Origin of the sequence: Stappia sediminis, from assembly GCF_009826895.1 — a bacterium.
Taxonomy (GTDB): Bacteria; Pseudomonadota; Alphaproteobacteria; order Rhizobiales; family Stappiaceae; genus Hongsoonwoonella; species Hongsoonwoonella sediminis.
In genome coordinates this window covers 175735-188943 of sequence record NZ_WUMV01000007.1, presented here as the reverse complement: position 1 = coordinate 188943, position 13209 = coordinate 175735, and the positions used below count along the sequence as shown (strand labels likewise).

General features: G+C 61.4%; 11 protein-coding genes and 1 pseudogene. 9 read left to right on the top strand and 3 right to left on the bottom strand.

The annotated features are described in order from the left end of the window. Nucleotides 1–345 precede the first annotated feature (345 nt). The 7 genes and pseudogenes from cysG to GR183_RS15175 all read left to right on the top strand — a co-directional run bounded on the left by cysG (nt 346) and on the right by GR183_RS15175 (nt 7548). Nucleotides 346–1788 (top strand): siroheme synthase CysG, encoded by a 1443-nt coding sequence (gene cysG / locus GR183_RS15205; protein WP_160776508.1) that lies wholly within the window; start codon nt 346–348, stop codon nt 1786–1788. Between the two features lie 11 nt (nt 1789–1799). Next, entirely contained in the window at nt 1800–2105 is a 306-nt protein-coding gene (locus tag GR183_RS15200; RefSeq protein WP_160776507.1) for a DUF2849 domain-containing protein, read from the top strand. 21 nt (nt 2106–2126) lie between these two features. Next, nucleotides 2127–3782 (top strand): nitrite/sulfite reductase, encoded by a 1656-nt coding sequence (locus GR183_RS15195; protein ID WP_160776506.1) that lies wholly within the window; start codon nt 2127–2129, stop codon nt 3780–3782. Beyond that, nucleotides 3769–4527 carry a phosphoadenylyl-sulfate reductase gene (locus tag GR183_RS15190; protein ID WP_160776505.1) on the top strand — a complete coding sequence of 253 codons (759 nt, stop codon included), beginning with the start codon at nt 3769–3771 and terminating at the stop codon, nt 4525–4527. Before GR183_RS15195 ends, GR183_RS15190 begins: the two co-directional genes overlap by 14 nt. Nucleotides 4528–4529: 2 nt before the next feature. Continuing rightward, the gene (locus GR183_RS15185) at nt 4530–5042 is read left to right on the top strand and encodes a DUF934 domain-containing protein (RefSeq protein ID WP_160776504.1); all 513 of its coding nucleotides are present in this window, start codon (nt 4530–4532) and stop codon (nt 5040–5042) included. Between the two features lie 273 nt (nt 5043–5315). After that, nucleotides 5316–6125 (top strand): annotated as a pseudogene (locus tag GR183_RS15180) (ferredoxin--NADP reductase); the annotation flags it as partial. A gap of 217 nt (nt 6126–6342) precedes the next feature. Next, a complete protein-coding gene (locus tag GR183_RS15175; RefSeq protein WP_160776502.1) occupies nt 6343–7548 on the top strand; it encodes a lytic murein transglycosylase in 1206 nt (401 codons plus the stop codon). 15 nt (nt 7549–7563) lie between these two features. On the opposite strand, the gene GR183_RS15170 is transcribed toward GR183_RS15175, so the two are convergent. Next, nucleotides 7564–7791: a hypothetical protein gene (locus GR183_RS15170; protein WP_160776501.1), complete on the bottom strand. Its 228-nt coding sequence runs from the start codon at nt 7789–7791 to the stop codon at nt 7564–7566. 389 nt (nt 7792–8180) lie between these two features. Here GR183_RS15170 and GR183_RS15165 point away from each other — a divergent pair, with 389 nt between their 5' ends. After that, on the top strand, nt 8181–9653 hold the full coding sequence (locus tag GR183_RS15165) for an aldehyde dehydrogenase family protein (protein ID WP_160776500.1): 1473 nt from the start codon (nt 8181–8183) through the stop codon (nt 9651–9653). Between the two features lie 39 nt (nt 9654–9692). Beyond that, complete coding sequence (locus tag GR183_RS15160; protein ID WP_160776499.1) at nt 9693–10445, top strand: SDR family oxidoreductase; 753 nt, start codon at nt 9693–9695, stop codon at nt 10443–10445. A 14-nt stretch (nt 10446–10459) separates the two neighbouring features. Here GR183_RS15160 and GR183_RS15155 read toward each other — a convergent pair whose 3' ends face one another. Further along, nucleotides 10460–11749, bottom strand: a complete 1290-nt coding sequence (locus GR183_RS15155; RefSeq protein ID WP_160776498.1) for an NAD(P)/FAD-dependent oxidoreductase — start codon at nt 11747–11749, stop codon at nt 10460–10462. 9 nt (nt 11750–11758) lie between these two features. Continuing rightward, a complete protein-coding gene (locus GR183_RS15150; protein ID WP_160776497.1) occupies nt 11759–13156 on the bottom strand; it encodes an aspartate aminotransferase family protein in 1398 nt (465 codons plus the stop codon). Nucleotides 13157–13209: the final 53 nt, after the last annotated feature.

The window sequence follows — 13209 nt, the reverse complement described above, 5'->3', positions numbered from 1 at the left end:
ACAATCGGTCTTTTCGATCGTGAGGCATAGCATGCCTGTCTGCGCCTTGTCCAAAACGGGCAGGCCTCAGCTTGGCACGTTAAGTGGCGTTATTGGAAAATCGTACTCAGGAAGTAGGAACATTGATGGGTTTAAATCGTTCTTGTTGTTCATTTGTGGAGATTTTTGGAAATTCCTTTTAATCGGTCCTTTCGTATTCGGATTCAACCGGTTGTCTTGCCGGTAACTCCGCAACTGGAATTCTTTTCTCCTTTCGGTTCGAGCATTGAAATTCCATGCCCGGCAATCCGCAGGCGGGATCGCTATCTCTTGTGGCGTCTTTGGATAAACCGCCCGGAGTGCGCCATGAGGCCCGATACGGTGAGCGACAGCAAGCTTTCGGTGTTCCCGACCTTCCAGAAGGTCGCGGGCCGGCGCGTCGTTGTCGTGGGCGGCGGAGAAGAGGCTGCCGCCAAGGTCAGGCTTCTGTCCGAAACCCAGGCGAAGATCGAGATTGTGTCCAGGGCGCCCGCACCAGTACTTGAACGTGCCGCAGAAAAGGCCGGCGCCTTTATCATTCGTGAGCGCTTCCGCGCGGAGCATGTGGAGCGTGCCGCTCTAGTTTTCGCCGCGAGCGGCGAGGAGGAACAGGACCGAGCCGTCGTTGAGGCCGGGCGTGCCGCCGGCATTCCGTCGAACGCCGTCGATCGGCCCGAGCTTTGCGATTTTTACGTCGGGGCGCTCGTCAATCGTGCGCCTGTTGCTGTCGCCATTACGTCGACCGGCGTCGGCCCGGTGCTGGCGCGCCATATCCGCGCGCGGATCGAGGCGATGCTGCCGCGCGAGACGGGTGAGCTCGCCCGCCTTGCCGAAAGCTTTCGCGAGACCGTGTCGCGCGTCCTGAAGGATGGTGTCGCCCGCCGCCGGTTCTGGGCGAAATTCTTTTCCGGCCCCGTGTCCGACAATGTCCAGTCCGGCCGTGTAGATGTCGCGCGTGCGGAAGCGCAGCGCCTGTTGAATGGCGAGCAGGACGAGCGCGGATTCGTCTGGCTCGTCGGTGCCGGCCCCGGCGCGGAGGACCTTCTGACGCTGCGGGCGCAGCGCGTCCTGCAGGAAGCCGACGTCATCGTCCATGACGCTCTCGTGCCCGAAGCTGTCGTCTCGATGGGCCGGCGCGATGCCGAGCGTATATCGGTCGGCAAGCGCAAGGGCGCTCATTCCGCCTCGCAAGATAAAATCAACGCGCTTCTCGTTCGCGAGGCTTCGCTCGGGCGCCGTGTGGTGCGTCTGAAGGCCGGCGATCCGCTGGTGTTCGGCCGGTCGGGCGAGGAGCTTGCCGCACTTCGCGAGGCCGGCATCGGCTGCGATGTCGTGCCGGGCGTGAGCGCCGCCTTCGCGGCGGCCGCTTCCGCGCAAGTCCCGCTTACGCTACGCGGCGTCTCTTCCCAGCTTGTTTTCGCGACCGGGCACGACCGAGACGGGGAAACGCTGCCCGCATGGATCGACCTTGCGCTGAAGGGATCGACGGTGGCCGTTTATATGGGCCGCAGCGTCGCTGCGCGTGTCTCGGCACGTCTGATCGATGCCGGGCTTGCCGCCACCACTCCGGTCGCCGTTGTTGAAAACGCCAGCCGGACGGATGAGACGATTTTCGCCGGCACGCTTGCCGAGCTTTGTCACCTTGAAACCCATGAGGATGTCGACGGCCCGGTGCTGATCCTGGTTGGTGATGCCGTCGGCCACGGTGCGCTCCAGGGCGCGCTGACGCTTTCGCCCCGCACATCCTCCAATTCCGCATACGCCGCATGAGGACAGACATGATGAAAGTCGTTACCGCCAACCGCCTTTTCGATGGCGAAGTCGTCTGGCTTGGAGCCGGTGGACGGTGGGTTGAGGATCTTGGCGAAGCCCATGTCCTGGAAACGAAGGAAGCGGAAGCCGAGGCGCTGGAAGAAGGTGCCGCCTCAGCCGACCGCCAGGAAGTGGTCGACGTCTATTCCATCGATGTGACGGTTGAGGAAGGCGTGCTGATCCCCGTGCGCTTCCGTGAACAGATCCGTGCGGCGGGGCCTACCATGCGACTCGATCTCGGCAAGCAGGCCCGTCGCCGCGTGAATGCCGCGTAACGCGGCCGAAGGAGTTCAGTAATGTATCGCTACGATGAGTTCGACCGCGAATTCGTTCTGGCACGTGTCGCGCAGTTCAGCGACCAGGTCCGCCGCCGTCTTTCCGGTGATCTGACGGAAGAGCAGTTCAAGCCGCTGCGGCTGATGAACGGTCTCTACCTGCAGCTTCACGCCTATATGCTGCGTGTTGCCGTGCCCTACGGAACGATGAATTCGGTTCAGATGCGCAGGCTTGCGCATATCGCGCGCAAGTACGATCACGGCTACGGCCATTTCACGACGCGCCAGAACATCCAGTTCAACTGGCCGCGCCTCGACGAGACGCCGGAAATCCTGTCCGAACTTGCCGAAGTGGAAATGCACGCCATTCAGACGTCGGGCAACTGCATCCGCAACGTGACGGCGGATCATTTCGCCGGTGCGGCCGCCGATGAGATAGCGGACCCGCGCGTCTACGCGGAAATTCTGCGCCAGTGGTCGTCGCTCCACCCGGAGTTCTCTTTCCTGCCGCGTAAATTCAAGATCGCGATTACCGGGGCGCCGAATGACCGGGCCGCCGTTCAGGTGCACGACATCGGCTTGCAGCTTGCGCGCAACGAAGAGGGTGAGACCGGCTTCACCGTTTATGTCGGCGGTGGTCTTGGCCGCACGCCGATGATCGGGCGCAAGGTGCGCGACTTCCTGCCCGAGGCTGATCTTCTCGCCTATACGGAGGCGATCCTGCGCGTCTACAACCTCTACGGACGGCGCGACAACAAGTACAAGGCCCGTATCAAGATACTCGTTCACGAGACCGGTCTGGAGGAACTGAAGGCCGATATCGAGCGCGAATTCGAGGCGATCCGTGGCGGTATCCTCACCCTGCCGAAGGACGAGGTCGACCGGATCGAGGCATATTTCGCCCCGCCCGTTTTCAAGGCGCCGGGCGATGAGAGCCATTTTGCCGCCGCTATCGAGACGATGCCGGGCTTTGCCGATTTCGCGCAGAGGAATCTGAACGAGCATCATCAGCCGGGTTACACATCCGTCACGATCTCGCTGAAGCCGATCGGCGGAGCGCCGGGCGACGCGAGCGCGGAACAGATGGACGTCGTCGCGGATCTTGCCGAGAAATACGGCCATGACGAAATTCGCGTCAGCCACGAGCAGAACCTCGTCCTGCCGCACGTGCTGAAGGCCGATGTCCCGGCGATCTACCAAGTGCTGAAGGAACACGGGCTGGCGGAAGCCAATGCCGGCCTCGTGACGGACATCATCGCATGTCCGGGCATGGACTATTGCGCGCTTGCCACCGCTCGCTCCATCCCGGTCGCGCAGCGGCTTTCGGAGCGTTTCGGCACGCCAGAGCGCCAGAAGGAGATCGGCGATCTGAAGATCAAGATCTCCGGCTGCATCAATGCCTGCGGCCATCACCACGTCGGCCATATCGGAATTCTCGGCGTGGAGAAGAAGGGCAAGGAGTTCTATCAGATCACGCTCGGCGGTTCCGCCGACGAGAAGAGCTCGATCGGCGAGATCGTCGGTCGCGGGTTCTCCTACGAAGAGGTTGTGGACGCGGTCGAAACCGTTGTCGACACCTACCTCAACATCCGGAGCGGGGAGGAGGAAGACTTCCTCCAGGCCTATCGCCGTGTCGGCGAGACCCCGTTCAAGGAGGCGCTTTATGGGACGCAATGAAGCCAGCCTGCTGGCCCTCGACCCTGCGGAGGCGGTTGCCGCCGAAGCGCGGGCGCTTGAGGCGCAGCATGGCAATGCGTCGACGGAAGAGATCTTGCGCGTCGCGCTCGATCTTTACGGAGATCGCATCGGCCTTGTCTCCTCCTTCGGGGCGGATTCCGCCGTGCTCTTGCATATCGTCGCGAAGATCGATCCGCATGTTCCGGTGATCTTCGTCGATACGCGCAAGCATTTCGCGGAGACGCTGAGTTATCGCGATGAGCTTGCCGGGCGGCTGGGGCTGACCGACGTTCGCTCGGTAACGCCCGAGCCGGAAGACATTGCCGCCGCGGATGCTGATGGCGCGCTATGGCTGCGCGACAATGACCGTTGCTGCCATATCCGCAAGGTGATGCCGCTTGCGCGTGCGCTCAAAGGCTTTGATGCCTGGATTTCCGGGCGCAAGCGCTTCCAGAGTGCGGGGCGTTCCATCTTGCCGGCTTTCGAGCCGGAGGAAGGGCGCATCAAGATCAATCCGCTCGCCGCGTGGTCGGCTGCGGACATCATCGCGCATATGAAGGAGCACGACCTGCCGCGCCATCCGTTGGTCGCAAAAGGATACCCGTCGATCGGCTGCATGCCCTGCACCGACAAGGTGGCCGAGGGCGAAGACCCGCGCGCCGGCCGCTGGCGGGGGCAGGACAAGACCGAGTGCGGGATACACTTCGCCCTTCCCGGCGAGAACGAGGATGGAGCTGGGATCTGACGATGAGCAATACGATCTACAAGAACGGTATTTTCGGTCCCAACGAATGGGCCGTGCTCGAAGATGAGGCCGATCTGCCGGAAAGCGGCAAGGTGCTGGTTTCGCCGGACCGGTTTCTCGCCCTTGAAGGGTCAGCACCGGAAGGCGTCGAACTCGGTGTGGTGATCCGTGCGGGTGAAAAGGCGGAGCGGCTCGTTGCCCATCTCGCCAAATTGCCGATGGTCGCCATTGATTTTCCGAAGTTCTCCGATGGGCGGGGTTACTCGTCCGCCCGCCTCCTGCGCGAGAAATTCGGCTACAAGGGCGAACTCAGGGCGATCGGTGATGTGCTGATCGACCAGATCCCCTTCATGATCCGCTGCGGGATCGGCAGTTTCGAGATCAGCCACGCGCCCACGCGCCGGGCACTGGAAGAAGATCGCCTCAACGAGGTGCCGATCTACCTGCAGCCGGTGGGACGCGACGGCGAAGTGCCGCTCGGAACGCGCCCATGGGCGCGTCGACGTGTCGCCTAGTGGAGCGAATTTGACATTTGAGTCTCGGCTGCGGCCAGGCTCATGCTCAAATGTCAAATTTAAAAGCACCACTAGAATCATAAAGTTGCTAGTGATCCTTATGATTTCGGCAATTGCTCGGGCGAATGCTGCAATGGGAGGCAAATGTCGAAATCGGATCACTTGCGGTTGTCCGAAGAGACCCGTAATTGAAGAATTGATGGCGAAACATTATTCTTGCCGCTTCCGACGGGCAGGAAGAAACGTGTTTCGCCCGAACATGGGATGTGCCTCATGAATGTTCTGAGCAAGCCGGATCAGCTGGTCGCCGTTGCGCCTGCCGGCACATTCGTCGAGACGGTCAAGTCGGTCCAGCATTATACGGACCGCCTTTTCAAGTTTCGCGTGACGCGGCCGGCGAGCTTCAGGTTCCGCTCCGGCGAGTTCGTGATGATCGGCCTGATGGTCGATGGAAAACCGATCTTTCGTGCCTATTCGATCGCCAGCCCCTCGTGGGACGAGGAACTGGAGTTCTTTTCCATCAAGGTGCCGGACGGGCCTTTGACTTCGCATCTGCAGAAGATTCAGCCGGGCGATGCGATCCTGATGAAGAAGAAGCCGACCGGCACGCTCGTCAACGATGCACTGATTCCGGGCAAGCGGCTTTACATGTTCTCGACCGGCACCGGAGTCGCGCCCTTCGCGAGCATCATTCGCGACCCCGAGACATATGAGAAATTCGAGGAAGTCATCCTCACGCAAACCTGCCGCGAGGTTGCGGAGCTGAAATACGCGCAGGACCTTGTAGAGGCAACGCAAAACGACCCGCTGATCGGCGAGCTTGCACAGGACAAGCTCAAACTTTTCACCTCGACCACGCGCGAAGACTACCCGGTAATGGGCCGCATCACCAAGCTGATCGAAAATGGCGAACTGTTTTCGCGCCTTGGCGTGCCGCCGCTCGACCCTGCCACCGACCGTGGCATGATCTGCGGCTCCATGGAGATGCTGAAGGACACCAAGGCGCTTCTCGAGGAACGCGGCTTTACGGAAGGCGCCAACAACAAGCCGGCGGGGCGCGGGGGGGAGGGACCATTCGCGGGCGGACGGGTAATTTTTTCCCCTTTCCAGAAGCCCCGCGCCGCAGGGGCGGTGGCTTTTTTGTGGGTGCGAACAAGGAAAATCTCGTGATTTTAGTCCAGCTCTCATATCAGGAGAGCCCAAATTGTGCCGTTCCTTATCCCATGAAGATTCAGTCCACTTGATCTCTTTGGCCGTTCGCGAAATCTTTCGTAACGTCATGTCATTTGGGAGAAGGCTTATGGCGCGATTGTTGGCCGTATTGTTCGCCGGGCTGTTGCTGACATCCGGCCCGGCATCCGGTCAAAGCGGTTATGAAGCTGCATTCAGGCAATTCCTTCGGTCTGAGATCGTACCCGAGGCCCGCCGGGCCGGAGTTTCCGAGAAAGCTCTTTCTCGAGAGCTTTCGGGGCTGACACTCGACACGTCCCTGCCGGGCCTTGCAAAGCCGGGGCAAGGCAACGTGCCGCCGCAGATCAATTATCAGTCCGAGTTTCGCGCGCCGTCCCGTTATTTCAGCGACAAGCAGTTCAATTCGCTTGTTTCTTCCGGGCGTACGCTCGCGCAGAAATACGCAAGCCAGATCGCGGCGATCGAAAAGCGGTATGGCGTCCCGGGCCGCATCATCCTTGCCATATGGGCGCGGGAGTCGGGCTATGGGCGGGCAAAGATCCCGCATGACGCGCTCAGGGTGATGGCAACGCGCGCATTCATGGGCCAGCGGCAGGACTTCTATCGCGGCGAGTTGATCGCGGCGCTCAAGATCCTCGATAATGGCGATATCTCGCGATCCGGCTTCCGCTCGTCCTGGGGCGGCGCGCTTGGCCAACCGCAGTTCCTGCCGTCGAGCTTCCTGAAATATGCTGTCGACTTCGATGGCGATGGACATCGCGACATATGGCGCTCCGATGTCGACACCATGGCCTCTATCGGCCATTACCTCCAGGAACACGGTTGGGTAACGGGGCGCGACTGGGGCTATGAGGTTGAGGTGCCTGCTTCGGTTTCCTGCACACGCGAGGGGCCGGACCGGGGTCAGCCTATCTCCGAGTGGATGCGCGAGGGGGTGAAACGCGTTGCGGGCCGGGAATTCCCGGGCGCGGAGCAGCGGCGCAAGGGCTATCTGCTGATGCCCGCCGGCCGTTATGGTCCGGGATTTCTCGCCACCGAAAACTTCTACGTCTTGAAGGAATACAACGAGTCGGATGTCTATGCGCTTTTTGTCGGCCATCTTGCCGACCGATACGGGCGGAATGCCGGCTTCGTGCAGTCCTGGTCGCGCATACCCACGGCGACGCGCGGCGCGGTACGCAAGCTTCAATTGCAGCTCGAAGCGCAGGGCCATGATGTTGGAGGCGCCGACGGCTTGATCGGCTTCAAGACGCGCCGCTCACTTGGTGCCTGGCAGGAAGCGAGCGGAAGAGCACCGCGCTGCTGGATCGATTGATCGGGCCACCGGCCCTTACCCGTGTTCGGCTGGCCAGAAGCCGGTTGCAGGGTCGCGGACAAGGGCCTGAAGCTCGACTTCGCCCGAGCCGCAGCGATGGCATTTGAGCCTCGCGGCAATCTCTTCCAGGACTTCGTCGTCTGAAAAGCTGTTGCGGATATAGCGCCGCCTTCCGCACGCATGGCATAGCATTGCTAGCCGCGCTCCTTGCGCTTTCACGCCGGCTATTGTCTCAAGAGGCAAGAAGTTGATCCCCGGACGTTATTCGTTGATTTGTATGACGTAACCGATAGTGCCCATTGCCGTGGCATGCGCCATCAACTACCGTTTTGGAAAACAAGGGTCAGGATCTATTAAATTGACGGAAATGGCACCTGAAACGGCAAAGAGATGCCAGGAGAAGGGCGCGGAGCGGGTTGACTACCCGGCCAAGCGCTTCGACAAGGCAGGTCGAAGCCGTTTCGGTGTCTGAACAGATATGGCCGATCTGGCTGGCTACTTTGTCGAACAACCTTGAAAACCGGACGGTTTCCTGCGGTTTTTCTCCTCGTATCCAACAAAATTGGCTCATACCATTCCCCTCAATTTATTAGGTCCTGACCCTAGCAACACAGGCCATCGGCGAGGACAGGATGGACCATTTGAGCGGTACGGAAAATGGTCGCGTCGATTTTGGAGCGGTCATCGAAGGAATTTCATGCCCCTCAGCCACCGGTGCCACGATCGAAATGCTGGCCCCGTCGGATGGAACGTCGTTCGCGCGCATACCGCGTTGTGACGCCGCGGACGTCGGACGTGCAGTGGTTTGCGCGCGAAACGCGCTTGAAGAAGCACCGTGGGCCGCCATGCCGGCGGTCGAGCGCGGGCGCATCCTGTCGCGGTTGTCCGCACTCATCCTTGAAAACTTTGAAGAACTGGCAGCGCTTGAATCCCGCGACACGGGCAAGCCGCTGCGCCAGGGACGGGCGGATATCACTGCCGCCGCGCGCTATTTCGAGTTTTATGGCGGTGCGGCGGATAAGGTTCATGGCGACACGATCCCAGTTCAGGAAGGCTTCCTCGCACTTACCCTCAGAGAGCCGCATGGCGTCGTCGGCTCCATCGTGCCGTGGAACTATCCCGCTCAGATCATGGCGCGCGTGGCCGGCGCCTCGCTCGCCATGGGCAACACGCTCGTCATGAAACCTGCCGAGCAGGCCTGCCTTTCCGTCATTCGCATTGCCGAACTTGCGCTCGACGCGGGCCTTCCTCCAGGTGTGTGGAATATTGTGACCGGTTTCGGCGAAGAGGCGGGCGCGGCACTTGCCAACCATCCCGGCCTCGATTTTTTGACCTTCACCGGTTCGCCCGAGGTTGGAACGTTGGTCCAGGAGGCGGCGGCGCGCAATCGCATCGGCTGCACGCTGGAGCTCGGCGGAAAGTCCCCGCAGATCCTCTTTGCGGATGCGGATCTCAAGGCCGCCCTTCCCGTCATCGTCAACGCGATCATCCAGAACTGCGGCCAGACATGCTCTGCGGGCAGCCGGCTCCTCGTCGAGGAGGCGATATTCACAAAAGTCAGGGATTGTTTGCGAGACCGGTTCCGTGCGCTTGTCGCTGGGCCGCACGACCGTGACCTCGACCTTGGCGCGCTTGTCTCTGCCGAACAGGCGGCGCGCGTCGAGAAATACGTGAGAGAAGCCCGGGAAGCCGGGATTGCGCTGATCGGCGAGGGATCGGTCGCGCCGGATACGCCTGAAGGTGGTTTCTACTCGAAGGCGAGGGTTTTCGGTCCCGTGCCCGCGGATGCCCCGCTTGCGCAAGAGGAAGTCTTCGGCCCGGTGCTGGCGCTCATCCCCTTCGTCGACGAAGCGGAAGCCATCCGCATTGCCAATGAAACGGATTACGGCCTCGTTGCCGGCGTTTGGACCACCGACGGGCAAAAGGCTATGCGCGTTGCAAGGCATGTGCGCTCCGGCCAGGTTTTCGTAAACGCCTATGGGGCGGGCGGCGGCGTGGAACTTCCATTCGGCGGCATGAAGAAATCCGGCCACGGACGCGAGAAAGGCTTCGAGGCGCTCAACGAGTTTTCCACGCTCAAGACGGTGGTCTTCAATCACGGTTGAGCGTTCGGCATGACGGAAAAGTATGGTAGGGAGACGAGGATGAGCGGGCGTCTTGCGGGTAAGGTCGCGGTCGTGACGGGCGCGGGTTCGGGCTTCGGCGAGGGGATTGCGAAGCGGTTCGCCGAGGAAGGAGCAAAGGTCGTCGTTGTGGATCTGAACGGCGTGGAAGCCTCGCGTGTCGCTTCGCAGATCGGAGGCGCTGCCGCCGCAGTGAGGGCGGATGTCACGGTCGCAGCCGATGTCGAAGCGATGGTCGCGGCCGCCACCAGCGGTTTCGGCCGGCTCGATATCCTCGTCAACAATGCCGGTTATACCCATCGAAACGGGTCGATGCTCGATGTCGACGAGGAAACATTCGGCCGCATCCTGGACGTGAACGCAAAGGCGATCTATCTCGCCGCGCTCAAGGCCGTGCCGATCATGGAAGCGGCGGGGGGCGGCGTGATCCTCAATACGGCCTCAACGGCAGGCCTTCGCCCGCGCCCGGGTCTGACCTGGTACAACGCATCGAAGGGCTGGGCGATCACGGCGACGAAATCCATGGCCGTGGAGCTTGCGCCAATGGGCATTCGCGTCAACGCGCTCTGCCCGGTGGCTGGCGAAACCGGCATGCTGCATCTTTTCATGGGTGAGGATACGCCGGAAAAGCGGGCTCAGTTCCGTGCGACGATCCCGCTCGGCCGCCTGTCAACGCCGCAGGATATTGCCAGTGCCGCGCTCTGGCTTGCCTCGGACGAGGCCGAGTTCATCACCGGCGTCGCACTGGAAGTGGATGGCGGGCGCTGTATCTGAGTTGAGTTCGTCCATCAAAGCCTGTCGCGCAGGGCGAACCAGCTCATCGCCAGGACCAGGATCGGCCAGCGCAGCAGGCGGCCGCCGGGAAACCTGGGTGTCTTGAGCTCCGACATCACGTCAAAACGTTCGCTGTCGCCGAGCATGGCCTGCGCCACTACATGGCCGGAAAAGCCGGCAATGGACACCCCTTGCCCGGAAAAACCGGCAGCAGCATAAAGGCCCGGCTTCAGCCTGCGCACACGCGGCAGCCGCGTCTGCGTCACCGCCAGCGTGCCGCCCCAGGCATGGTCGATTTTCGTTTTTTCAAGTTGCGGATAAATCTTGAGCATGTGCTCGCGCACGAAACCCGCAATGTCCTTGGGAAAGGAGGGCGTGTAGTTTTCGCCTCCGCCGAAGAGCATTCGTCGGTCCTTCGTCAGCCTCCAGTAGTGAACGACAAAGCGGGTGTCGGCAATGGCCTCGCGTCCCGGAATCAGTTTGTTGGCCTCGGCTTCCGATAACGGCGCTGTCGTCAGGATGAAGTTGTTGATCGGCATGACGCGGGCATCGAGATCGCTGTCGAGGCCCGCCATATAGCCGTTTCCGGCGAGAAGCACATCGGCCGCCTCGACCGCGCCATGCGGCGTTTCCACGGCAAAGCCTATCGAGCGCTGGGTAAGCTTGATCGCCGGCGTCGCCTCATGGATCGTAACGCCTGCCGATTCACATGCTTTCGCAAGCCCAAGCGCTAAATTTAGCGGATGGAGATGCCCGGCGCCCTTGTCGCGAATGCCGCCGAAATATGCGTCCGTGCCGATCGTGTCGGCAAGCTCCTGCCTGTCGAGCGTCTCGATCTCGTCGTAGCCATAGTCGCGGGAGAGCTTCTCGGCGTAAGCTGCTTCCTCTGCCACGAACTGCGGCTTGTGAGCCGCGTGGATGAGGCCGGGTTGCCAGTCACAATCGATAGCATGTCGCTTGATCCGGCCGAGCACCAGGGCCTTGGCTTCCTCGGAAAAATTCCAAAGGCGTCTGGCGGTCTCCTTGCCGTAAGCCGTTTCGAGATAGCCCTGATCGCGCCGCTGGCCGGAATGGAGCTGGCCGCCGTTCCGCCCCGAGGCGCCCCAGCCAACCATGTTCTGCTCCAGAAGCACCACCCGGCGCCCCGCCTCCGCCAGGGTGAGCGCTGCATTGAGGCCCGTATAGCCACCGCCGATCACGCATACCTCGGCGCTTGCTTTGCCGTTCAGCGGCGGACGTTCGGGTGCGCTGTGCGCAGTCGCCGCATAGTACGAATGCGGATGAGCGCTCACGATCTCGGTCATCGCTTTACCTTATGCCGCAAGCCGCCCGTCGCGCTTGAGCCGGTCGAACGTCTGGTCGAGCGTTTTGGTCGCGCGCTCCACCAGCATGTCCGCTTCCTCATGTGAAATCACCAGAGGTGGAGAAATGATCATGCTGTCGCGCACGGCGCGCATGACGAGGCCGTTGTTGAAGGAGATATCGCGGCACAGCGTGCCGACGTCGCCAACAGGCGTGAATGCCTTGCTCCTGTCGCCCTTCACAGGTACCAGCTCCAGCGCCCCGACGAGACCGACCATGCGCGCTTCGCCGACGAGCGGATGATCGCCAAGTTCCTTCCAGCTTTTTTGGAGATAGGGGCCGATATCCTCCGCCACCCGTTCGACCAGTTTTTCCTCTTCCATGATCTTCAGGTTGGCGAGTGCCGCCGCGCAGCATGCGGGGTGACCGGAATAGGTGTAGCCGTGGAAAAACTCTCCGCCTTTTTCGATGAAGGCATTGGCCACCTTGTCGGCCACCATCACGCCGCCGATCGGCAGATAGCCTGAGGAAAGCCCCTTGGCGATAGGCATGAGATCGGGCTCGATGCCGTAATAATCCGAGCCGAACCAGGTGCCGAGCCGTCCGAACCCGCAGATCACCTCGTCCACGACGAGCAAGATGCCGAATTTTTTCACGATCCGCGAGATTTCCGGCCAATAGGTCTCGGGCGGAATGATAACGCCGCCCGCACCCTGTATCGGCTCCGCGATGAAGGCCGCGACGTTTTCCGGGCCGATTTCCTCGATCGCGCGTTCCAGTTCACGCGCGGTAAGGAGGCCGAATTCCTCCTGGCTCATATCGCCGCCCTCGCCGAACCAATAGGGCTGGGCAATGTGGTGGACGCCGGGGATGGGAAGGTCCCCTTGAGCGTGCATGGCGGTCATGCCGCCAAGGCTCGTTCCGGCAAGCGTGGAGCCGTGATAGCCGTTCCAGCGGCCGATGATGTGCTTGCGCTTCGGCTCGCCCATCAAATCCCAGTAGGTGCGCACCATTCTGAAGACGGTGTCGTTCGCCTCCGATCCTGAGCCGGTGTAAAACACGCGGTTGAACTGCGGCGGGGTCAGTTGGGCGAGCTTGTCGGCAAGCTCCACCGCCGGCGGATGGGATGTCTTGAAGAAGGTATTGTAATAGTCGAGCTGGCGCATCTGATCGTAGACGGCATCCGCGATCTCCTTGCGGCCGTGGCCGACCTGCGTGCACCAAAGGCCCGCCATTCCGTCCAGATAGCGGTTGCCGTCGGAATCCGTCAGCCAAACGCCTTCGGCACCCGTAATGATCCGCGAACCTTCCCGGTTGAGCGCGCCCGTGTCGGTGAAGGGGTGAATATGGTGGGCGGCGTCGCGCTCCTGCAATTGTTTCGTCGGGTAAATGTTAGATGTGGCGGGCATGACGACCTCCATCTGGATCATGCATTTATGGAGGGCCGAATATCGGTCCAGGT

Coding starts and splice junctions, on each gene's coding strand:
- cysG (WP_160776508.1), top strand. CDS start 346: ATGAGGCCCGATACGGTGAGCGACAGCAAGCTTTCGGTGTTCCCGACC.
- GR183_RS15200 (WP_160776507.1), top strand. CDS start 1,800: ATGAAAGTCGTTACCGCCAACCGCCTTTTCGATGGCGAAGTCGTCTGG.
- GR183_RS15195 (WP_160776506.1), top strand. CDS start 2,127: ATGTATCGCTACGATGAGTTCGACCGCGAATTCGTTCTGGCACGTGTC.
- GR183_RS15190 (WP_160776505.1), top strand. CDS start 3,769: ATGGGACGCAATGAAGCCAGCCTGCTGGCCCTCGACCCTGCGGAGGCG.
- GR183_RS15185 (WP_160776504.1), top strand. CDS start 4,530: ATGAGCAATACGATCTACAAGAACGGTATTTTCGGTCCCAACGAATGG.
- GR183_RS15175 (WP_160776502.1), top strand. CDS start 6,343: ATGGCGCGATTGTTGGCCGTATTGTTCGCCGGGCTGTTGCTGACATCC.
- GR183_RS15165 (WP_160776500.1), top strand. CDS start 8,181: ATGGACCATTTGAGCGGTACGGAAAATGGTCGCGTCGATTTTGGAGCG.
- GR183_RS15160 (WP_160776499.1), top strand. CDS start 9,693: ATGAGCGGGCGTCTTGCGGGTAAGGTCGCGGTCGTGACGGGCGCGGGT.
- GR183_RS15155 (WP_160776498.1), bottom strand. CDS start 11,749: ATGACCGAGATCGTGAGCGCTCATCCGCATTCGTACTATGCGGCGACT.
- GR183_RS15150 (WP_160776497.1), bottom strand. CDS start 13,156: ATGCCCGCCACATCTAACATTTACCCGACGAAACAATTGCAGGAGCGC.